Below are 21,998 nucleotides of genomic sequence, written 5' to 3' on the forward strand. Positions count from 1 at the left end.
AACGAGATTGGCTAAAGATGACCGTGAATATTTGGATAAAAGACGACGCGGGCTATTTGGCTTGATGCGCGGCCAATCCTGGGGCATTCGTCGCAAATGTAAAAAAGCACCGAAAGTTGCACCGGATTTTGCCGAGCTTTCTAAAAATTCACTCAGTGGAGCATGAGCTGGAGAGCCAGTACGACCCTCCAAACTGGACCGAAGAAGGCTACGCAAAGGTCACGTCCGATAATGTCGGTCGACCTCGCACACTGGCTACGGGAACACGACTTTGCAGTAACAGAAGATCATCTGTGTAAGAGGCCGTGCGGCACATCTTTCTTCACAGCGAATCGACGTCACTGTTGAGATACGTGACCACATTCAAGAGGCTATAGCTCGCTTTCCTGACTTCGCGCCTCACTGCGGGATCCCGCTTGTCGCGCAGGTCAAGCAAGCGAGCGCACCTTGCTGTAAGCTGCGCGGCAAATGCCGCCACTGCCGCTGGGCTACCGGCCCGGGGGCGCGTTCTACTTCACGCATTATTCGCTAGCGCGCGGAGATCATGCGCACAATCGCCGAGGACGTCCGCCGGGAGCACGGCGCGTCGCTCGATCAGAGTACGTACGCAGCGCATGTCGCGCCCACGATTGAGCGTCACACCCGCCGTCACCACGCCGTCGCGCAACCCAACCAATACGCAGGTGGATCTGGAGAGATCGCCTCGCTCGATCCATTCGGACGCTGTCATGTCGCCAGCAAACTGCACGTTCACGCCGCACTGATCGGTCCAGAACCACCGCACGTACGGTGAGTCGTCCGGCTCACCGAGCATCGCCGAGGTCGCACGCGCGGCCTGTCGATTTGCGTTGTCCCAGCTTTCCTGACGCAGATGCGGGCCGCCGCGGGGGTCGACTTCGGCTGTGTTGTCGCCGGCTGCGAATATGTCTGGATGCGACGTCCGGCAGGCGGGGTCGACGAGAATCGCGCCGTCCGTGCGCAGGCCGGCGTCCCGCGCGAGCGCATCGTCCGGTTCGACGCCGATCCCGTAGACAACGGCATCGCCGCGTACGGCGGTGCCATCTTCAAGCGTCAACACGAACCCATTGGCGTCGCGCGCCGCGTCGAGCAGCCTCACGCCGGTCCGCACATCGACGCCCCGTGCACGATGCAGCGCGAGCAGATGTGAACGCACCGGCAGCGGCGCGCAGCGCACCATCACGTCGGGCGCCTGCTCGATCACCGTCACCCGCGCGCCAAGCTCGATCGCGCTCGACGCGAGCTCCATCCCGATCACGCCGCCGCCGACGATCAACAGCCGCATGCCGCCGTGAAGCGCTCGACGCAGTGCTTTCGCGTCGTCAAGCGTACGCAAGGTATGCACACCAGGACCCAGCCGGTCGAGCATCGGCAGCCTCCTGACCCGTGCACCCGTCGCCAGCAGCAACTTGCCAAACCCGAGCGACGTCCCATCGGCGAACGTCAGCGTGCGTTGCGCCGGATCGATCGCCGTGACGCGCGTGCCGAGCCTCAGCTCGATCCGCTGTTCAGCGTAGAACGTCTCCGGATGAAGCGCAATGCGCGCGCCGTCCGGTTTCAGCAACATCTCTTTCGACAACGGTGGTCGCTCGTACGGCAGATGCGGTTCATCGCCGATCAGCACGACGGGCCCGTCGAAGCCGCGCCGCCGCAACTCGGCTGCCGCAGTCGCGCCCGCCTGCCCGGCGCCCACGATCACGCAGGCGCCGCCCCTGACCGCACCACCCGCTTCATGTATGTGAGACATGGAGGCCCCCTGCGACATGGCGGATCCCGCGAATGCCGAGCCCCGCGTCGGCCTGGATCATCACGCCGGATAGCGTGCGATTGTTCGCACGCGATGCAAGCAGCACGAACGGTCCGGTGAAATCCGCAGGCGCCGGAAAGAACTGCAGCGGCAGGATACTGGCGATCGCCTCTGGGGTCCGCGTATCCATGATGCGCTGCTGCGACTGTCCCAGTGCGTCGGGTCCGCGCAGGTCGCTCGCCATCCCGCACGGCCCCACGCCGTTCACGCGCACGTGCGGCGCAAGCTCGTATGCCAGCTCGCGAATCAGACCGACCGCCGCGTGCTTGCTCGCCGTGTACAACGGACCGCCGCCACCCGGATAGAACGCCGCGTTCGACAGCGTGAAGATCATGCTGCCGTGCGATGCAACCAGCGCGCCGGCAGCCGCCTTCGCACCGAGCAGGTACCCTTTCACGTTGACCGCGAACAGTTCGTCGAATCCGCTATCGAGCCGCTCCGGCGACAAGCCTAGCAGGCTGGCACCGTGATCCCACAGCGCGGCGTTGCCGATGAACGTATCGAGCTTGCCGAAACGCGCGACGGTCGCGTCGACCGCGCGACGGTTGTCGTCATACACACGCACGTCTCCGTGCACGATCTCAATGTCCGCACCGAAGCGCGCGTGCAATGCGTCGACCTTGTCCGCCAAACGTTCCAGCACGCCGACGCGCGCTCCTTCAGCGAGAAACCGCTCGACGAGCGCAAGCCCGAGGCCCGACCCACCCCCGGTGATCAGCGCGACTTCTCCATCGAGCCAGCTCATGCGAGCTCCGGCTCGTCGACGTACAACACACCTGCGTCGACGACGATCGGGAACGTACGCAGCGCGTCGGTCGCAGGCTGGCACAGCGCCGCGCCGGTCTTCAGGCAAAAGCGCGCGGCATGCAGTGGGCATTCGACTGTCGCGTCGTCTTCGACATAGCCGTCTGACATGGACGCGTTGCCGTGCGTGCAGCGATCGGACAGCGCGTAATACGCACCCTGCACGCGAAACACCGCGATTGCGCCGTGTGCACCGCTTACGCGCGTCGCGTCGCCGTCGGCGAGCGCTTCGATGGGTCCTACGAGAATTCGAGCCATGATCAAAAGAGCACACTGAGGTTATGGGAAGACAGCACCGCCTGGTCGAGAACGATCTCGCGACGGCATATGTGCCAGCCACCGACGTCGTCCGCACGACGCACGCGGTCGCGGCGTGCCCCGACATAGAACGTCTCGTCGCGCTCCTTCTGCGAGCGATACAGCAGATAGTTGACGTACACGTCGTATTCTCCGTGGGCGTCGGCCGGCTCGACCCGAACGTTCGCGAGCAGATGCCGCGTGCGCGAAGGCGGCTCCTCAGCCCACGCCATGCCCGTCTCGAGCCGTGCGATGCGGCGCTCCAGCTGCGCCTTCGTGTCGTTGAAGATCCAGGTGGTGGGCGGCTGCACGCCCTTGCGGCGATCGCGCGTCTGGGCGTTGACGGTCGTGCGCATCGTGTACTGCACATCGTGGCTCAGCAGCGCGAGCCAGTCGCGAAAGCGCCATGTATCGAGGCAGTCGGCCTCGCGATACAAGAACTGCGTGATGGCGTGATGCAGCGCCGGTGTCACCGGCACCCGTTCGATCGTGACGGCGTCGTTCATTTCAGCAACTCCCGTTCATAGTCGCGCGTCCGGCGCTCGACTTCGTCCCAACTGTCCGACAGCAACAGGTCGGCCCAACGGCGGTACATCCCGCGCGCCGCCGTTTCCGAGAAGATGTAGTTGGTGATGCCCGGAATGCCGTCTGCGCGTACACGCTCGCCGCCCAGGCCCATTTCGACGCAGAGCTGCGTCTTGCGCGCGCGGCTGCCGCGCAGCACTTTCTGCACCTCGACCCAGTTCTCCGAATCGTCCTGCTCAAGGAAGCCGGCCGGGCCGAACGCGCGTGTCGCGCTGCGCTCGAACGCCGACTTCACTTCGTCCGACGCATCCTTGTCCGCGATGCAGAACGCCCACACCTCGACCTGATTCGGGCCGCGCGGATGCCACACACGCAACGTCGCGGTGCCATTCAGCCAGGACATCGTCGGGAACAGGTTGTTGTGGCCCGCGAGACGGCGCGCGCGCACTTCCCCCAGACGCGCCTTTGCTTCTTCATACGTATCGCGGAAGTACTGGGACACTTCGCCGTCCACCCACACATTCGCGTCCGGCTCCTCGGTGAAGAAGAAGCCGCTGCCGTGGCCGGCCTGACCATACTGCAGCGCGTCCTTTGCAGTCTCCCACACGGGCCGCGCGGTCTGCCCCGCACCGAGAGCCTTGTCGCTGGCACCGGCCTTCGCGCCGAGCACCTCGATCGCCGACGCATGCGAGTACAGCGCGTGATACTGGTCGCTCGCGAACTGCTCGGCCGGGAATTTCCAGTTGCAGTCGATCACCCACTTGTGCACGCCGCCGACGATCTCGGTGCCCCCTTCTCGGCGGTCCAGCACGCCATCGAGATACCACGCGATGTCGCCCATATAGGCGTCGAGATCTGGCGCATCGGGGTCCCAGTTGCCGAAAATCAGCCCCTTGTAGATTGCAACACGCGTGACTTCCTGCAGCCCGAGATGCTGCTTGCACAGCCCGTGCGGAAACGCGCGCGCCTCGAGCGGCACGTCGATCAGCGTGCCATCCGTGCCGTACGACCAGCCGTGATACGGGCACGTAAATGAGCGCGCATTGCCGGAGTCGGCGAAGCTCACCCGCATCGAGCGATGCCGGCACTGGTTCAGGAATGCCTTCACCGAGCCGTCCTTCTGCCGCACGACGACGACGGGATCCTCGCCCATGTACGTGTTGAAGAAATCACCGGCCCTCGGAATCTGGCTCACATGCGCGAGGAACAGCCAGCAACGGCCGAAGATGCGTTCTAGCTCCAGCGCATAGATCGCCGGATCGGTATAGATCGACGACGTCACGCGGCCGTTGCGTGCGTCGACGAGTGCGTCGATGTCAAGCTTCTCTGTCATTTGCGTCTCCTCCGTGGCACCATCCGTTCCATACGGACAGGCACGCGACGATGATCGCCGTCCGTGCATTCGTTGTGAAATAGTTTGTTTGTTTGCCGTTAGACGTTTTGGCGATGACAGCCGAATGGAACTCCGACACCTACGTTATTTTGTTGCGGTCGCCGATGAGCTGAACTTCACGCGCGCCGCGCAACGGCTGCACACGGCACAGCCGTCGCTGAGCCAACAGATTCGCGATCTCGAGGACGAGGTCGGCACGCAATTGCTCGAGCGCTCGAAGCGTAAGGTCGAGCTCACCGAAGCGGGCCACGTGTTCCTTGCGGAAGCGCGGCTCGTGCTCGCGCAGGCGGATCGCGCTGTCGAACGGGCTCGTCAAACAGGCCGGCGACAGGCACTGACTGTGAGAATCGGATTTGTGCCAGCAGCGGAGGTGGCCATCTTTCCGGCGATCCTGCCAAAGCTGCGGATGCAGTGTCCCGGCGTGCACGTCGAACTGCGGAGCATGCCGACGATGGAACAGGAGGACGCGCTGCTGCGCGGTGACATCGACATCGCGTTCATGCGTAGACCCGTGCAAGCGCCGAACCTGCATGCGGAAGTGGTGCTCACCGAACCGCTCATCGTGCTGATGCGGTCCGATCACCCGCTCGCCGCGCATGCGAACATCGAACCCGCAATGCTCGACGGCCAGTCGTTCATCCAGACCAACCCGGCCTACGCGGGGCAGCTGTACGACATCGTAGACCGGTACTTCACCGACAACGGGATCCACCCGGATGTCGTGCAGGTCGCGACGAACATCCTGCTGAACCTGAACCTCGTCGGGATGGGGCTCGGCGTAGCCCTACTGCCGGCGTATGTCGAGGCGCTGGTTGGCGAATCGATGTGCTGCCGCACGCTCGCCAGTCCAGCTCCCCACATCGATCTGCTGATGGTCACGCGCGCGGAGCCGCATTCGCGGGAACTCGGCGCCCTGGTGGACCTGATGCGCCGCGCAACTTTCAGGCGCAACGACTGAACACGGAGCCCTGGCGGACAAAGATCGCGCCCACTGCATTCGAAGTGGCCGGACCGTGCGCGGCCGCGCAGGATCATGGGCGGCCGCGTGAAAGGCGATCCAGCATGATCCCGTTGAACCTGGCCACGCAGTCCACGAGGCGGGCCCGCCGCGGAAGCGGCCGGAAACGATCGTTGCGATTCGAATCCAGGCCAGCGCGACGATCCGGCCGACGCGCAAGCCCTAAATCGGTGAAAGGCCTTTCGCAGGCAACACCCGCATCGCGGCACTCAATTCTGCAGAAAGTCGACCACCATCCGGTTGAATGCATCCGCATGCTCCCACTGCGCCCAGTGCCCGCACCGGTTGAACACATGCAGTTGAGCGTTCTGCATTCCGGCGATCAGCCGCAAGCCGGTATCCATCGGCACGAACCGATCGTCGCGCCCCCAGATCACGAGCGTCGGCGCCGCGATCTCGCCCAACCGCGGGCCGTAGTCGGTGAACTGCTTCGGATTGGCCGCGAGGCTCTTCACGAAGTTTTCGAGGTGATCGCGCCGCGCGAGCATGTTGTCGAGGCGTGCCTGCATCAGCTCGTCTGTCAGCGCGCTCGGGTCATAGACGAACACGTTCATCATCCGTTTCAGGTTCTCGATCGTCGGGTCCCGATACAGCCCCTGCAACAGCTTGATGCCTTCGGTCGGCATCGGCGCGAAATTGCTCGGGCCGCCGGTGCCGCCGCCCATCAGCACGAGTTTGCCCACGCGCCCGGGATTGCCAAGCGCGAACGCGACCGCGCTATGCCCGCCCATCGAGTTGCCGAGAATATGCACATGCTCGATATCGAGCACGTCGAGCAGCCCCTTCAGCACGCGGCCGTTCAGTTCGGAACGCGAGGACGTGCAGACGATCGGATCGCTCTTGCTCCAGCCCGGGCAGTCCATCAGGATCACGCGATAGCCTGCCGCGACCAGCGGTTCGACGTTGCGGTTGAAGTTCGCCCAGCCGCTCGCGCCGGGCCCCGAGCCGTGCAGCATCACGACCGTGTCGCCCGTCGCTCCGGCGCCCGTGTCGTTGTAATGGATCTGCAGTTCGAGCTCACCGTCCTTCACGCGCGCAAACCGGCTCGTCGACGCTTCCGTGATCGATGAAGTAGTGGCAGTCATGATGATGTCCTTTCCGTAAAAATGAATGATGTCGATCGCGAGCCACGCACGCGTGGTCCGCCCGAATCGCTACACACGCTGCGGCTCGCTCGTGCGCTGCCGCGCAAACGCTCCCACCACCGTCAACGCCGCCACCGCGGCGATCACGATCAACGGGATGCTCGCCGACACCAGCATCGACGGGCTCTGACCGAGCGCGAACAACTGCCCTGCCACCAACGGCCCCAAAATCGAACCGAGCCGCCCCACGGCGACGGCCGCACCCACGCCCGTGCCACGCACTTCGGTCGGATACGCCTGGCCGGCCAGCGCATACAGCACAGACTGGCCGCCGACGAGGAACAACCCGCACAGCAAACCGCCCATCGCCATCGACGTCGCGCCACCCGCGCTCGCCAGCGTGGTCAGTGCAACAGCAACGCCGACATACATGCCGATCACCGTGCCGCGCCGTCCGAAGCGGTCCATCAGCGTCGCGATCGCGACGGCCCCGATACCACCGCCGATGTTGAACATCATCAGCACGACGTTGGCCTGCACGCGCGTCAGTCCGCGCGACAGCACCATCGACGGCAGCCAGTTCATCAGGAAATACAGCACGACCAGCGTGCCGAGATAGCTGATCCACAGCGCGATGGTCGTACGCGCGCGGCCGTGTCGCCACAGCGCGTCACTCACGCCGGGTAGGCCGGCGACATGGCCAGTCACGGCCGATCGGCTCACCTCGAACTGCCGTGACTCGTGCAGTAACATCCAGAGCAGCGGCACCATGACGAGCGGACCGAATCCGCCGACGTAAAACACGTGACGCCAATTGGCATCGCCTGCGCTCGCGATGCCGATCACCGCGGCGATCGCCGCGCCGAACGGCATCCCGCAGTACATCGCGCCGACCGCCGTGCCGCGCTGCCGCGGGCCCGCCGCTTCCGAGCACAGCGCAATCAGGTTCGGCATCGCGGCGCCGAGCCCGCAGCCCGTCATCAATCGCGCAATGAGCAGGCTCTCGAAGCTCCAGACCTGCGTCGTCGCAAGCGAGAACAGGCCGAACATCGCGACCGACCACATCAGCACGCGCTTGCGGCCGAACCGGTCGGCCAACCGACCGCCGAGCGCGGCGCCCGGCAGCAGGCCAAGCGCGCCCGCGCTGAACGCCCAGCCCATCTGTGCGACGGTGAGCGAAAACTCCTTTGCCATGCGCGGGCCGGCCACACCCGCCGATTGCAGGTCCAGCCCTTCGAGCAACGCAATCGCAAGGCACAACGTGATCGTCGCGCGTCCCGTGCGTCCATGTCGCGCGGTATCGCCTTCCTTTCCTGACGTATTCATCCAGAGTCTCCAATGATTGATATGCAGGCCGCTCTTGCCGGCGGCTGTCACGTAGCGAACCGCGGCGTGCGCGGTCCTGCCGTCCGTTCCTATGCGGCCTCGCCACGCTTCTTCAGATCGAGCGCGACATCAACGATCATGTCTTCCTGGCCGCCCACCATGCGGCGCTTGCCCAGTTCGACGAGGATATCGACGGTCCTGATGTCGTACTTTTTCGCGGCCGCTTCCGAATGACGCAGGAAGCTCGAATACACCCCCGCATAGCCGAGCGCGAGCGTTTCTCGGTCGACGCGCACCGGACGGTCCTGCAACGGTCGCACGATGTCGTCGGCGGCATCCATGAGCGCGTAGAGATCGGTGCCGTGGTTCCAGCCCATCCGCTCGGCCGCCGCGATGAACACTTCGAGCGGCGCATTGCCGGCGCCCGCCCCCATTCCCGCGAGCGACGCATCGATCCGGTCGCAGCCCTCCTCCACGGCAACGATCGAGTTCGCGACGCCGAGCGACAGGTTGTGGTGCGCGTGCATGCCGGTTTCCGTTTCGGGCTTCAGCACCGCCTTCACCGCACGGAACCGGTCGCGCACGTCCGACATCGTCAGCGCGCCGCCGGAATCGACGACGTAGATGCAGGTCGCGCCGTAGCTTTCCATCTTCTTCGCCTCGACGGCCAGATTCTCCGGCGTCGTCATGTGGCTCATCATCAGGAAGCCGACCGTGTCCATGCCGAGCTCGCGCGCATATTCGATGTGCTGCTTTGAGATATCGGCCTCGGTGCAGTGCGTCGCGACACGCACGATGCGCGCGCCGGCGTCGTACGCGGCCTTCAGGTCGTGAATCGTGCCGATGCCTGGCAGCAGCAGCGTCGCGATCTTCGCGCGCGTGACGACGTCGGCCACCGCCTCGATCCATTCGAGATCGCTGTGCGCGCCGAAGCCGTAATTGAAGCTCGAGCCCTGCAGGCCGTCGCCATGCGCGACCTCGATGCTGTCTACGTTCGCGCGATCCAGCGCGCGTGCGATATCCTGCACGTTCGCTATCGAGTACTGGTGCCGAATGGCATGGCTGCCGTCGCGCAGCGTCACGTCGGAGATATACAGCTTCTTGCTCATGGTGAAAGTCTCCTTACGCGCTCACGCGCGCCTGCGCCATGCGCTCTGCGGTCGCGAGCGCGGCGGAAGTCATGATGTCGAGATTGCCCGCGTAAGCGGGCAGGTAGTGCGCCGCGCCCTCCACTTCAACGAACACGGACGTCTTCAGGCCGCTGAACTTGCCGAGGCCCGGAATATGGATCGGCGCATTCGCCGGAATCTCGTCGAACTGTACCTTTTGCTTCAGCCGGTAGCCGGGCACGTATGCATGCACTCTCGCGACGGTTTCCTCGATCGACGCCTCGATCTCGGCACGAGACGCGATATCGGACAGCGTATAGACGGTGTCGCGCATCATCAGCGGCGGATCGGCGGGATTCAGCACGATGATTGCCTTGCCCTTCGCGGCACCGCCGACCACCTCGATCGCCTTCGACGTCGTCTCGGTGAATTCGTCGATGTTCGCGCGCGTGCCGGGGCCGGCGGATTTGCTGCTGATCGACGCGACGATTTCCGCGTAGTGCACCTTCGCGACGTGCGACACGGCCGCGACGATCGGGATCGTCGCCTGCCCGCCACAGGTGACCATGTTCACGTTCGGCGCATCGATGTGTGCTTCGAGATTCACGACCGGCACGCAGTAAGGACCGATCGCGGCAGGCGTCAGGTCGATCATGCGAATCGACGGCTTGAGTGCACGCAGCAGCGCGTCGTTGCGCACGTGCGCAGCGGCGGACGTCGCATCGAACACGAAATCGATCTGGTCGAAGACCGGCAGGCGCGTCAACCCGTCGACGCCTTCGTAGGTGGTCGCGACGCCAAGGCGCGCCGCGCGCGCGAGGCCGTCCGAATTCGCGTCGATGCCGACCATCGCCGCCATTTCCAGATGCTTGCCGTGACGGAGGATCTTGATCATCAGGTCGGTGCCAATGTTGCCGGAGCCGATGATCGCCACCTTGAGTTTTTCGGAAACCATGCGAATTCCTGAGTTAAGCGATGAAAGTTGCCCGGACGCCGCCGAGCCCGTCGATCTGCGCGACATAAGTCCCGGGCTCCCGCACGGCGACCATCGGGCCGAGCGCACCGGTCAGCACCACGTCGCCGGCGCACAACGGCGTACCGAGCTGCACCATGCGATCGGCCAGCCACACAGCCGCGTTGAGCGGATTGCCGAGGCACGCTGCGCCGCTGCCTTTCGACAGCACTTCTCCTTCGCGTGCCAGCGTCATCGCGCACCCCGTCAGATCCAATTGCGAGAGCGGCACCGGCCGGCTGCCGACCACGAAGCGCGCGCTCGACGCGTTGTCCGCCACCGTATCGACGAAACGGATGTCCCAATCCCGGATCCGGCTGTCCACCACCTCGATCGCGGCGAGCGCATAAGCGCTCGCACGCAGGATGTCGACGAACGTGTGCTTGTCGTGCGTGAGGTCGCGCTCGAGCACGAGCGCGATTTCGGCTTCGACCTTCGGCTGGATCAGTTGCGCGAGCGAAATCGGCTCGCCGTCGCCGCAGGCCATGCACGCGAACAGCGCGCCGAAGTCGGGCTGGTCGACACCCAGCTGTTTCTGCACTGCAAGCGAAGTCAGGCCGATCTTGCGGCCGACGATGCGCTCGCCGCCCGCGACACGCCGGTCGACGTTAGCCTGCTGCACCGCGTAGGCCGTGGCCATGTCGTCGGGCGGAATGCCACCCGAGGCGGCGGCGTCGCGCAGCGGCGCGATCGTGCTACGCGACGCCTCGGCTTCGCGCAGCCGCGCGGCGAGTGTCGCCACGAGGTTCGAATCTGACATCGGGGTCTCCTGGAGTTCGGTCAGGCCACCGCCGCGACGACTGTCGACGGTGTGGCATGCATGGTGGCGAAACCCGCGATCCACTCGGGAATCGCGCGGTAGTAGTCAAGTGATGCTCGATATGGACCGTATGCGGCGAGCGTGCCGAACGCGGCTACCCATGTGCGGATCTCGTGCGCGGACTTGCCGCCGTCACGCGTGATTGCGTTGTTGGTCATTCCGTCCACTGCGCTCAGTTCGCCGGATGCGAGCTGCGCAAGGAACGCACGGTCCCACTCGGGATTCAGCGGATGCAGCCGACTGTCGCCGGCCGCGAACGAACGGGCGGCGGCCACGGTTCTCGCCTGGCGTGCCGCGCGCGACTCGGCCGACGGATTGCGTCCTGCGATCAACCGCTCCGCCACTTCGGGCGACGCGCCGATCAGCTCCGGCACCGGCGGTTCGTGGGAGATGCCCCCCGAGCCGACCACCAGCACGCGGCGCTCAGTGCGTGCGAGATAGCGGCCGATCGCATCACCCAGCAGGCGTGCGCGGCGCAACGTCGCCATCGGCGGCGCGACGGAGTTGATGAACACCGGAATCACCGGATGGCGATCGAGTCCGCCGGTGAGCACTTCGAGCGCCTGCGCACAGCCATGGTCGACCTGCATTCGGTACGACAGCGCAACGTCGATGTCGGCGGCCAGCACGCTTTCCGCTAGCGCATGCGCGAGTTCGCCGGGTACCGGCAGCCTGCCGGCCAGGCTCCGGAAGTCCCCGATCGCGTCGGCGCGCGCACCGATGCAGAACGGCGGCATCACATCGTAGAAGAAGCCGTTGAAATGATCGGGCGCGAATACAACGATCAGGTCAGGCCGGAAACGCTCAACCCGTTCGCGCGCGGCGCGGCCGACGCGCTCGACTTCGGCAATCACTTCCGGCGCCGGATCGAAATAGCCGTGCAACGGCGTATGGGACAGACATTCGAGATGAATCGGCATGCTTATGCTCCCGCCGTTTGTGCGACCCCGACGCGATCGAACGAGTGGCCGTGTGACATGTGCGATGCGTCGGCGCATTCGTGCCACTCGCGTTCGGCCACGCCGAGTTTCTCGGCAAGTTCGACGATGGCCGCCGAAACCTGCTGCGGCGAGCACATGCCCGCGACGAACCGGTCGGGGCGCAACAGCACGACCGACTCCGGCACTCGGCTGAACCAGTCCTTCAGGCAGCCGGCCACATCGCCGATCGCGAGCACGTCCGGCGGTACGTCGTCGGCGTATGCGAGCTGGACGTCCGGCTTCGCAATAACGAAGCGGCCACCGATCCGCGCCCACAACGCGCGTGCCTGCGACGTCATGCCGAAGGTTGGGTCCGTGCCCCAACCGAGCACGATGAAACCATTCCCGATCGCGTCGTCGAGCAGCACCGTGCGACCGTCTGCCTGCCGCACGCGCGGCTGGATGAACATGCGTCCGACAGGCGATGCCGCAAACGGATCGCGACCGTATGCGAGTCGGCCGAGCAGCGAGTCTCGTTTCTGGCTCATCAGACCGAGCAGGCGCCCCGGCGCGGAAGTACCCGAACGCTCGAGCACGCGCGCAATCCAGCCCGGCTTCGGCGCTTGCGCAGGCAGCAACACTGCGCCCGCCTCGTAGCGCGGCATCGGCTTGAAGCGCATTTCGACGAAGTAGCGCTTGACCGACGGGAGAAGATTCAGCGCGCGCACGAACGTGTCGCGAAAGCGCGCGCCGAAGCGCGTGGTCGGCGCAAAAATGTCGCCCGCCACTTCGGACAGGTGAATCATCGAGCGCGCATGCGCGCGGCGCTCGACGGTATAGGTGTCGAGCAGGCAATCGTCCGCGAGCCCCTTCGCGACGATTGCCAGCTTCCAGCCGAGGTTGTTCGCATCGCGGATGCCGCTGTTGTAGCCCTGCCCCTGCCACACCGGCATGATGTGCGCAGCATCGCCTGCGAGCAGGATGCGGCCCGCGCGGAACGTCGATGCGAGGCGTGCGTTGTGCGTATAGACACGCTTGCGGATGTAATCGACCGCATCCGGATTCGCGACCACCTTGCGGATCAGCGCGGCCATGTTGTCCGGCTTCGACAGTTCCTCCTCGGTCTCGCCGGGCATCACCATGAACTCGAAACGGCGAATGCCGTGCGGCAGCGCAGCCGACACATACGGCCGATCGTGATCGCAATGCAGATAGATGTGCGGCGCGCCGATCGGATCGTTGCGCACGTCCACGACGATCCACTGGTTCGGCTTCGTGCGCCCTTCGAACGGCACGTTGAGCATCCGGCGCACGAAACTGTTGCCGCCGTCCGCGCCGACCATGTAGGCGGCACGAACCGTCCGACGTTCGCCGCGCGTGTCGTCGATCTCGATGCTCACCCCGTCGGTATCCTGCGTGAACGACGCCAGGCCGTGCCCCAGCAGCACCTGCACGTGCGGGAAGCGCGCGAGACCCTCATGCAGCACGCGATCCGCGAGCGGCTGAATGAACGCGTTGCGACGCGGCCAGCCGAATTCGTTGGTGCGTGGTTCGATCGACGCGAAGCACTGACCATCCTTCGTCACGAAGCGCATCCAGTGATCGGGCGTCGTGTGCGGCAGGAGCCGGTCGACGAGGCCGACGGACTGGAACACGCGCAGTGCTTCGTCATCCAGACCAATCGCGCGCGGGTAATCGATGATCCGTTCGAGCTTCTCGATCAGCGTGACACGCACCCCCTGAAGGCCCAGAATGTTGGCGATCATCAAGCCGACGGGACCTGCGCCGATGATTGCGACGTCGGTGGTATGCGGGTCATGCCGGTCGTCGGACGCGGCCGGGGTGAATGAGGCGTTCATATGTCTCCTTCCTCGCGCGACTCGACGGTCGCTGCGTACTCGGGTGGATTACGGCCGGGACAATTCGCGGTTCGCTGCGTCATGTCGCGTGGCGCTTGGATGAAGGCAAGTCTAGGGAGCTGCAGAAGCGCGCTCAACAATTTCAATCAAATGTGCAAGGAATGCACATCGTTGATTTTTAAGATATTTTTAATGAACAAGTATGCAAATGTCCGGGGGCTGTCACGCGGCCTGCAGGTGCTGCAAGCGCTCAATGCGCTGGAAAACGGACGTGCGACGAGTCAGCAATTGAGCGAAGTCACGGGGCTGCATCGCACAACCGTGCGGCGGCTGCTCGAGACGCTGATCGAGGGCGGATTCGTGCGGCGCAGCGAGTCCGACGACACGTTCCGGTTGACGCTGCGCGTGCGCACGCTGAGCGAAGGGTTCACCGACGACGAGCACATTGCGACCGTCGCGCCGCCGATCATGGCCAGGTTGTTGCAGCGAATCGTCTGGCCGTCGGACCTGACGACGCCGGACGGCGATTCGATGATCATTCGCGAGACGACTCATCGGTTCAGCCCGCTGTCGTTTCATCGTTCGATGGTCGGGCGCCGGCTCCCAATGCTGCTGACGGCATCGGGCCGCATCTACTTCGCGTCTTGCCAGGACGCGGAGCGCGAAGATATTCTCGACCTGCTGCGCGCCGGCGCCGGCGGCGAACACCAGCAGCGACTCGCGTCGGACAACGCATTCATCCGCAATCTGATGCGGCAAACGCGCGCCGACGGTTTCGGATCGAATCATGGCGACTGGACCGACCAACGCAAAATCGGTTCGATCGCCGTCGCGATCAGCGCGCATGACCGCGTGATCGCGGCACTGAACGTGATCTACCTCGAGCAGGCGATCAATCCGGCGGAGGCCGTGCGGCGCTTTCTGCCGGAGTTGCAGCACGCTGCGCATGAGATGGTAGGCGCGCTCGAGGCATCCGGGGAATAGTGGTACAGGGGTTTGTCGCTGACACGCCGCTGCATGATCAGCGTCCGCCTGATAGCGGTTGCGGCGCTCGACGATATGCGATCGCAGCTCGTTTGCGGACCGCCGCGGAGGAACCTGTCCGCATTTTTGTGGGCGAGGCGGTTGAACAGCGCGTTATCCGCGCGCCTGCATAAATCGCTCGCCGAACAGGATAGCAAACTGGTTCATGGCTGACTTCCAGTCGAAGGCGGCCCGTACGGTCTTGGCCAGCACATTGCGCAGCGCCAGCCAGATCAGTTTGAGTGCGCCCTCGTTCGACGGGAAGTGGCCGCTCAGTACCTGCACCTTATCTGACAAGGCTCGGCGCACAAAGCTACGCCAAGACCTACGCTCAGGCTTTTGAGGATCGTCCGCTAACGACCCATCAGAGACGCTCGGTTCGTTGCTATCTAACTGGCTGCTTACGAGGTGCTTCTGTCACTGGGATTTGCGAACACGTGACCTGCCCCCTTCAGTAGGGCCAACCGGACCGCTGCCCGCGTCATCGCACCGGCCCGCGAGCCCGCCGCCTCCGCCCGCCCTCGGTACTTTCCACCCATTGACACACCTCCCCGCCCTCATCCTATACTCCCCGAAGCGCCAATAAATTGTTGAACAATCAATCACTGTAATTGACGCCTGACCGGCCACCACAAAGGGCTTCGGCCGGATTGCCGCATCTGCCAATTTTCCCCGAGAGCACCGCGTCATGTCGAATTATCCCGCCGCGTACCAAGTCACCAAGGGCTCCGTCCTGAACGTCGACAAGGTCTTTTATTCCGCGATTGCCCAGCGCCAGGACGCGCGCGAGCGCATCGCATCGCACATCGTGCCGATCCGCAGCGGTTTCGCGTGGACAGTGCCGGCCGGTCACGTATTCCGGATCGTCACGCTGGAAGGCCCACAAGTCGCCGATTTCAACATGTGGAACCTGCACAATCCGCGCGAGCGCATGTGGGCATCGCGCACGCGCCAGTTGCAGGCCGCGCACGTGACGACGTTCGACCGGCTCTGGTCGACGCTGCCGTACCTGCGCCCGATGGTCACGATCACCGACGACACGCTCGCCGGCTACGGCGTCGACGGTGACGGCGGCCGCGTGCACGATCTGCTCGGCACGCGCTGCGATCCTTACGTGAACAAGCTGCTGACCGGCGAGGACTTTCATTTCCATTGCCACTCGAACCTCGTGCGCGCGGTCGCGCCGTATGGGCTGACCGAATTCGACGTGCACGACGTGCTCAACGTGTTCCAGTGCACGGGCCTGAACGACGACGACAAATACTTCATGAAGGCCTGCCCCGCGAAGCCCGGCGACTATCTCGAGTTCTTCGCGGAAATCGACGTGCTGTGCGCGATGTCCACCTGCCCGGGCGGCGATCTGTCGGTGCCGATGTGGGGCCCCGACGCGCGCGACCCGATCGACGTATGCCGGCCGCTCGGCGTCGAGGTGTACCGACTCGACCCGAGCCTGCTCGAAGGCTGGGCGTCGCCCCCCGTCGCACCGTACCGCGGCATGCACGGCATGCAGCCGCCACAGGCTGACTGGCAGTCCGGCAAAACGGCTTGACCGGCCCCGCAGCCCGTAGAATGGCGAAACGCCGCCGGCCGGTCACGCTGGCGGCGCACGATCAGGAGAGGAGCGAACGAACGGAATGGCAAGCGAAAAAGCGAGAGGACAATCGGTCGCCGACCGGATCAGCCATCAATTGCGCGAGCACATCATCAGCGGCAAGCTGCCGCCGGGCACGGCACTGATCGAGATGGACCTCGCCGCCGAGTACGATACGTCGCGCAACTCGCTTCGGGAAGTCCTGCATCAGCTCGGCCGTGAAGGGCTCGTCACGTTCGTGCGGCACAAGGGCGTCGTCGTGCGCACGCTCAACCGCCAGGACGTGCGAGATCTCTACGTTGCACGCCGCACGCTCGAACTGCATGCGCTGAACACGGCCGAACTCGCGCAGCCAGCACTGCTCGAAAAGATGCAGACCGCCATTCGGGCGGCCGAGCGCGAACTCGCCAAGGAAAACTGGCAAGCCGTCGGCACGCACAGCCTGCGGTTTCACCAGCATATCGTCGCGCTGCAGAAGTCGGCGCTGCTCGACGAATTCTTCCGAACCATCTCGGCGCAGTTGCGCCTCGTCTTCGCCGCGGATCCCGACGAGAAGCGCGTGCAGACGCCAGACTGGATCCAGCGCGAATACCAGATCTACGACCTGCTTACGCAAAACCGCCGCGGCGAAGCCGTCACCACGCTCACGCGCTATCTCGACGACTCCGAGCGCATGCTCGTCGAGGCCATCAAGCGCAGCCATCGCGAGGCAGCCTGAATCCGGACGCCGCGCCGCCGTTGCGCGTCGCACGGCGCGGCACGCAACGGTACGGCATCACGCATCGTCAGGCTTGCTCCCCCGACGGCAGCGCGTAGCTGCCGTCTTCCCGATGCGTCTCGCGCCCCGTGAGCGGCGGATTGAATACGCACACCAGGTGCAGGTCGCCGCGCGTCGCGCGCAGGATATGCGGATCGTTGAGGTTCAGCGCGTAGATCGTTCCGGGCGCGATCCGGTGTACGTCGCCGGTCGCCGTATCGACGACCTCCCCTTCTCCCGCCACGCAGTAGTTGGTTTCGAAGTGGTTCTTGTAATGCAGATGCAGTTCCGCGCCTTCATGCACGCGTGTCTCGTGGACGGAATAACCGACGCCGTCCTGCTGGACGATCATGCGCTTGCTGTCCCAGCCCGGGCCGCGTGCGTGACGCTCGGTATTGGCGATATCGGCCGATTTTACGACGATCATAAGTACCTCTTAATAGTAACGATGAAAAATGACAAGGCGACCCTTGCTTCGTAAATCAGGTCACGCCGAGTCGGTCAGTGCGCGTTCGACCAGTGCAGCGACATCGAGCAACCGCGCGTCCCCGCCGCGCCGCGCCGTGATCAGCAAGCCGATGGGCTGCCGGTGCCGCAGGTCGCCCGGCACGCTGATGCTCGGCAGATCGAGCCGGTTCGCGAACTCGGTCAGGCGGAATGCACGCGTGTTTTGTGCGAGGTACACGGTTTCGTCCGCCAGATCGGCCACGCGCGGCGGCAGCATCGGCACCGTCGGCGTCAGCACCGCATCCGCGTCGCCAAGCCCGGTGTGGTACGCATCGGCCAGCGCCGCCAGGCGCAGCAGTGCCGCCACATAGTCGTGCGCACGCACCTGCTCGCCCGCGGCGATGCGCCGGCCGACGAACGGATCGTAGCGGTCGGCCGCCGTTGCCAGCCGCGCACGATGCAGCATGAACGCTTCCGCCGCGATGACGCCGCCCGCGCGCGCGACCACACCGGCCTCCGCCACGCAATCGAGCCGCTGGCGCCGGATGCGGGCGCCATGCGCCGAGAGCCGCGACAGCCATGCGTCGAACGCGCGTCCGACGTCCGGGTCCAGGTCGTCGGTCGCGAACGGCTCGGGCACGATGAAATCGAGGTCACGCAAGGTCGCGGGCCGCGGCCGTTGCACGTCGCAGCCGTGCAGCACGGCGTCCGCGCGCCGGCACAGGTCGACCGTCGCGGCCAGCAAGCCCGGTACGTCGAAGCTGGGCGACAGGAACTGCATCCCGTCGGTCGCATAGCGTCCACGTGACGGCTTGAATCCGGTCACGCCGCAGAGTGCCGCCGGAATGCGCGCGGAACCGCTCGTATCGGAGCCGAGCGCCAGGTCGGCCGCGCCAAACGCCACCGACACCGCCGCGCCCGAACTCGATCCGCCTGCCACCCGTTCGCGCCGTGCATCGAGCGGGGTCGTCGGCGTTCCGTAAGCGTGGTTCACGCCGAGCGCGCCGTAGGCGAATTCGGTCATCGCCGTCTGCGCGATCAGCACCGCACCGGCCCGACGCAGCGCCGACACCGGTGCGGCGTCGGTGCTCGCCGGCGGATCTTCTGCCAGCACGCGCGAACCGGCGTGCGTGACCCAGCCTTCGCAATCGAAACAGGCCTTCACCGTCAGCACGGTGCCGGCCAGCGGCGCAGCGGCGGTGCCGCCGCGCAACGACGCATCCCATGCCCGCGCCTCCGCGGCCGCCGCTTCGTCGCGACGCGCGAGCCACGCCGTACCGATGTCGCCGGGATACGCGCCGGCGCGCTCAAGACATGCACGCAGCCGCTCGGCGGCGCACGCCTGCGCATCCATGTCGCCCAGCCGGAAAGCCATCGGATCCATTCCTGCTTCCATCCCGTGATTCGTCATGCGAAGTGAACGTGCTTCAGGAAATCCTTCACGCGCGCGTCCGCGCTGCCGCGAATCCGGTCTGGCGGCACGTCGTACAGGATGCGTCCGTTCTCCATGAACACGATCCGGTCGGACACCTTGAACGCGAAATTCATCTCGTGCGTCACGATGATCATCGTCATCCCTTCCTTGGCCAGCGTTTCGACTACCTTCAGCACTTCGCCGACAAGCTCCGGATCGAGCGCCGACGTCGGCTCGTCGAACAGCATGATCGACGGCCGTGTGGCGAGCGCGCGCGCGATCGCCACACGCTGCTGCTGACCACCCGATAACTGATGCGGATACTTGTTCGCATGCTCGAGCATTCCGACCTTCGACAACAGCGACAACGCCTGCAGCCGGATCGCAGCCGCATCGGCCTGCCGGTGATAGCACGGCGCCATCATCACGTTCTGCAACGCGGTGCGGTGCGGGAACAGGTTGAAGCTCTGGAACACCATGCCGATATCCAGGATTCGCTCGTTCGACACGCGCGGCGGGTGCGCACCGGACGCACGGATGAACGACTCGCCGTAGAGGTCGATCTCGCCCGCGTTCACCGGGGCGAGACCGTTGATGGTGCGGATCAGCGAGGTCTTGCCGGATCCGGACGGGCCGATGATCGACACGACCTGCCCTGGCGCGACGTCGAGGCGAATGTCCTTCAGCACCTCGTGGCGGCCGTAGCATTGCTGCAGCCCTTTCAGGCGCAGCGCGAACTCGGCGCTCGCCCGCGGCCTCGGCGCGACGGCGGGCACCGACAGCGGCAGTTCGAGAGCCGCGTGACCGGCCTGCGCCGGCGTGCGGCGACTGACGTCGAGGTGCCGCTCGAGATAGCCGAGCAGCCGGCTGAACACCGTGACGATCAGCACGTAATAGAACGCGACAGCCAGCATCGTTTCGAACACGAGGAAGTTCTGCGTATACAACCGCTGCCCGACGAGCAGGATCTCGGCAAGTGAAATCACCGATACCAGCGACGTGAGCTTCACGATCGTGATGAACTCGTTTGCGAGCGCCGGCAGCGCAATGCGGATTGCCTGCGGCATCACGATCAGCCGCTGGATGCCCGTGAAACGGATGCCGAGCGCGCGGCCCGCCTCGAGTTGGCCGCGCGGCACCGACAGGATCCCGCCACGATGGATTTCCGCGAAATATGCGGTTTCGCTCAGCACCATCGCGATGAGGCCGGCCGTGAACGGATCCGACAGCACCACGCTGGTCGCGGGGAAGACCTGCGGGAGGTTGTAGATGAATACCAGCAGCACGAGCAACGGCAGGCTGCGGAAAAACCAGATGTACACGGCCGCCGCCCGCTTCAGCAGCGGCTGGTGCGACTGCCTCGCGAGCGCTACCGGAAACCCGAGCACCACCCCGAGCACCCACGCGGCGACACTGAGTTCGACAACCACGACGCAAGCACGCCAGAAATCCTTGTCCCACAACAGCTGAAATGCATAGTGCCAATCGAACTGCATCGAAGACTCCTCAACCCCGGAGGGTGATGCGGCCGCCCTGCGCGGCACGCGGTGGTCGGATCGTGCTTGCTCCAGGCTTACTTCGCAGTACCCAGTGCGCCAGCGACGTCGGCCGGCGTGGGCTCCTGCAGGCCGTATTTCTTCACGAGGCCGCCGTATTCGCCGCTGCGCTTCGCGTCGTTCAGTGCGCTCTCGAGCGCACTCTGCAGCCCGCTGTCGCCTTTCGCCACGCCGAGACCGATCACGATCGGATACAGCAGCGTCGTCGAACTGATCTCGACACGCCCGTTCGTCTGCTTCGGAATCCCCTGCGCGACGGCCGCATCCTCGATCTGGACGTCGACCGCTTTCGACATCAGCGCGGACGTCGCTTCCGGCGAGGTCGGGAACTCGAGGATCGCGATCTCTCCGCGTCCGGCCGCCTTGCACGTGTCCTGCGACACCGTGCGCAACTTCGGCGTCCACGATGCCCCCTTGATCGAGCCGACCCGCTTGCCGCACAGGTCCTGCGGCGTCTTCGGCAGGAACGCGCTGCCCTTCGCGACGAGCAGCGCTGCGCCCGTCTTCAGGTACGGCACGAAATCGACCTGCTTCTCGCGATCGGGCGTCACGTAGAGCGCGGACGCGACGACATCGAAGCGGCGCGCCTTCATCCCCAGGATCAGGTCCGGGAAGCGGGTATCGAGGAACACCGGCTCGAGCTTCAGGTGGCGCGCCAGCATTCGCGAGAACTCGGCGTCGAAGCCGGCGGGCTTGCCTGCTTCCAGGTAGGCGTATGGCGGATACGTGAGGTCGGAGCCCACCAGCAGCGTGCCGGGCCGCACGGTCTGCAGCGGAGCCGCCGATGCGAGCGAGCATGCGAAGGTCAGCGGCACAAGCGCACCGCAGAGGAAATGCCGAAGCGAAAAACGAGCGGACATGGCGAAGCTCCCGAGTGATTCGGCGCCGCGCTGAAACATCACAACGCCTCCCGCACGCCGCCCTACGCGGCTTTCCGGGATTTTTCGCCGAAAATTGTTGAACAATTTCGGCCGATTCTGACCAGTTCAAATTGAAATCTGAATTCGGGTTTACGCGGCAAACGGCGTCACCGGACGCGAACCGGGCGCGCATGCGCAAACCGCAGTTCGATGCGCGAGCGAATCAGGCAAACAAGGGAACGGAATGACGGAAACGGGGCCCCGGCCGGGGCCCGTCGAGATGCGGCGCGGCCGCAGGAAGATCAGGAACAGGGTTTCAACATCCTGCGCGAAAGGCGCGGAAGACCTTCATGGCCG

General features: G+C 65.1%; 20 protein-coding genes and 1 pseudogene. 4 read left to right on the top strand and 17 right to left on the bottom strand.

Annotation, left to right across the window (positions count from 1 at the left end):
• Window positions 1–514: 514 nt before the first annotated feature.
• From hcaD to hcaE, 5 genes are read right to left on the bottom strand one after another with little or no spacing between them, the layout of a single operon-like run.
• Window positions 515–1,765 carry a 3-phenylpropionate/cinnamic acid dioxygenase ferredoxin--NAD(+) reductase subunit gene (hcaD, locus tag DIE13_RS00855; protein ID WP_244097687.1) on the bottom strand — a complete coding sequence of 417 codons (1,251 nt, stop codon included), beginning with the start codon at window positions 1,763–1,765 and terminating at the stop codon, window positions 515–517.
• Window positions 1,749–2,570, bottom strand: a complete 822-nt coding sequence (hcaB, locus tag DIE13_RS00860; RefSeq protein ID WP_124825375.1) for a 3-phenylpropionate-dihydrodiol/cinnamic acid-dihydrodiol dehydrogenase — start codon at window positions 2,568–2,570, stop codon at window positions 1,749–1,751. Before hcaB ends, hcaD begins: the two co-directional genes overlap by 17 nt.
• Window positions 2,567–2,887 carry a 3-phenylpropionate/cinnamic acid dioxygenase ferredoxin subunit gene (hcaC, locus tag DIE13_RS00865; protein ID WP_124825376.1) on the bottom strand — a complete coding sequence of 107 codons (321 nt, stop codon included), beginning with the start codon at window positions 2,885–2,887 and terminating at the stop codon, window positions 2,567–2,569. Before hcaC ends, hcaB begins: the two co-directional genes overlap by 4 nt.
• Window positions 2,888–2,889: 2 nt before the next feature.
• Complete coding sequence (gene hcaF, locus DIE13_RS00870) at window positions 2,890–3,432, bottom strand: 3-phenylpropionate/cinnamic acid dioxygenase subunit beta (protein WP_124825377.1); 543 nt, start codon at window positions 3,430–3,432, stop codon at window positions 2,890–2,892.
• The gene (hcaE, locus tag DIE13_RS00875) at window positions 3,429–4,784 is read right to left on the bottom strand and encodes a 3-phenylpropionate/cinnamic acid dioxygenase subunit alpha (protein ID WP_124825378.1); all 1,356 of its coding nucleotides are present in this window, start codon (window positions 4,782–4,784) and stop codon (window positions 3,429–3,431) included. Before hcaE ends, hcaF begins: the two co-directional genes overlap by 4 nt.
• Between hcaE and hcaR the strand changes: the two genes are divergently transcribed.
• Window positions 4,765–5,802 (top strand): DNA-binding transcriptional regulator HcaR, encoded by a 1,038-nt coding sequence (gene hcaR, locus DIE13_RS00880; protein ID WP_233410015.1) that lies wholly within the window; start codon window positions 4,765–4,767, stop codon window positions 5,800–5,802. The two genes, hcaE and hcaR, sit on opposite strands and share 20 nt — an antisense overlap.
• A gap of 269 nt (window positions 5,803–6,071) precedes the next feature.
• On the opposite strand, the gene DIE13_RS00885 is transcribed toward hcaR, so the two are convergent.
• From DIE13_RS00885 to DIE13_RS00915, 7 genes are all read right to left on the bottom strand, one after another.
• On the bottom strand, window positions 6,072–6,947 hold the full coding sequence (locus DIE13_RS00885; RefSeq protein WP_124825379.1) for an alpha/beta fold hydrolase: 876 nt from the start codon (window positions 6,945–6,947) through the stop codon (window positions 6,072–6,074).
• A gap of 69 nt (window positions 6,948–7,016) precedes the next feature.
• The gene (gene mhpT / locus DIE13_RS00890) at window positions 7,017–8,273 is read right to left on the bottom strand and encodes a 3-(3-hydroxy-phenyl)propionate transporter MhpT (protein WP_124825380.1); all 1,257 of its coding nucleotides are present in this window, start codon (window positions 8,271–8,273) and stop codon (window positions 7,017–7,019) included.
• An 89-nt stretch (window positions 8,274–8,362) separates the two neighbouring features.
• Window positions 8,363–9,382, bottom strand: a complete 1,020-nt coding sequence (gene dmpG, locus DIE13_RS00895; RefSeq protein ID WP_124825381.1) for a 4-hydroxy-2-oxovalerate aldolase — start codon at window positions 9,380–9,382, stop codon at window positions 8,363–8,365.
• 13 nt (window positions 9,383–9,395) lie between these two features.
• Window positions 9,396–10,337: an acetaldehyde dehydrogenase (acetylating) gene (locus DIE13_RS00900; protein WP_124825382.1), complete on the bottom strand. Its 942-nt coding sequence runs from the start codon at window positions 10,335–10,337 to the stop codon at window positions 9,396–9,398.
• A 13-nt stretch (window positions 10,338–10,350) separates the two neighbouring features.
• A complete protein-coding gene (locus DIE13_RS00905) occupies window positions 10,351–11,154 on the bottom strand; it encodes a 2-keto-4-pentenoate hydratase (RefSeq protein ID WP_124825383.1) in 804 nt (267 codons plus the stop codon).
• 20 nt (window positions 11,155–11,174) lie between these two features.
• Window positions 11,175–12,134 (bottom strand): 3-carboxyethylcatechol 2,3-dioxygenase, encoded by a 960-nt coding sequence (locus DIE13_RS00910; protein WP_124825384.1) that lies wholly within the window; start codon window positions 12,132–12,134, stop codon window positions 11,175–11,177.
• A gap of 2 nt (window positions 12,135–12,136) precedes the next feature.
• Complete coding sequence (locus DIE13_RS00915; RefSeq protein ID WP_124825385.1) at window positions 12,137–13,993, bottom strand: bifunctional 3-(3-hydroxy-phenyl)propionate/3-hydroxycinnamic acid hydroxylase; 1,857 nt, start codon at window positions 13,991–13,993, stop codon at window positions 12,137–12,139.
• Window positions 13,994–14,185: 192 nt separating this feature from the next.
• Between DIE13_RS00915 and DIE13_RS00920 the strand changes: the two genes are divergently transcribed.
• Entirely contained in the window at window positions 14,186–14,977 is a 792-nt protein-coding gene (locus DIE13_RS00920) for a DNA-binding transcriptional regulator (RefSeq protein WP_124825641.1), read from the top strand.
• Between the two features lie 153 nt (window positions 14,978–15,130).
• Here DIE13_RS00920 and DIE13_RS00925 read toward each other — a convergent pair.
• Window positions 15,131–15,289, bottom strand: a pseudogene (locus DIE13_RS00925) (IS256 family transposase); the annotation flags it as partial.
• A 415-nt stretch (window positions 15,290–15,704) separates the two neighbouring features.
• Here DIE13_RS00925 and DIE13_RS00930 point away from each other — a divergent pair.
• Window positions 15,705–16,565 (top strand): DUF1989 domain-containing protein, encoded by an 861-nt coding sequence (locus tag DIE13_RS00930; RefSeq protein ID WP_124825386.1) that lies wholly within the window; start codon window positions 15,705–15,707, stop codon window positions 16,563–16,565.
• Window positions 16,566–16,650: 85 nt separating this feature from the next.
• On the top strand, window positions 16,651–17,325 hold the full coding sequence (locus tag DIE13_RS00935; protein ID WP_124825387.1) for a GntR family transcriptional regulator: 675 nt from the start codon (window positions 16,651–16,653) through the stop codon (window positions 17,323–17,325).
• Between the two features lie 67 nt (window positions 17,326–17,392).
• On the opposite strand, the gene DIE13_RS00940 is transcribed toward DIE13_RS00935, so the two are convergent.
• The 4 genes from DIE13_RS00940 to DIE13_RS00955 form a co-directional block, all read right to left on the bottom strand.
• Window positions 17,393–17,791, bottom strand: a complete 399-nt coding sequence (locus DIE13_RS00940; protein ID WP_124825388.1) for an ectoine synthase — start codon at window positions 17,789–17,791, stop codon at window positions 17,393–17,395.
• A gap of 60 nt (window positions 17,792–17,851) precedes the next feature.
• The gene (locus DIE13_RS00945; protein ID WP_124825389.1) at window positions 17,852–19,195 is read right to left on the bottom strand and encodes an amidase family protein; all 1,344 of its coding nucleotides are present in this window, start codon (window positions 19,193–19,195) and stop codon (window positions 17,852–17,854) included.
• A gap of 23 nt (window positions 19,196–19,218) precedes the next feature.
• Entirely contained in the window at window positions 19,219–20,721 is a 1,503-nt protein-coding gene (locus tag DIE13_RS00950; protein WP_124825390.1) for an amino acid ABC transporter permease/ATP-binding protein, read from the bottom strand.
• 77 nt (window positions 20,722–20,798) lie between these two features.
• Complete coding sequence (locus DIE13_RS00955; RefSeq protein ID WP_124825391.1) at window positions 20,799–21,641, bottom strand: ABC transporter substrate-binding protein; 843 nt, start codon at window positions 21,639–21,641, stop codon at window positions 20,799–20,801.
• Window positions 21,642–21,998 lie beyond the last annotated feature (357 nt).

This window comes from Burkholderia sp. Bp9016 (assembly GCF_003857765.1).
Classification (GTDB): Bacteria; Pseudomonadota; Gammaproteobacteria; order Burkholderiales; family Burkholderiaceae; genus Burkholderia.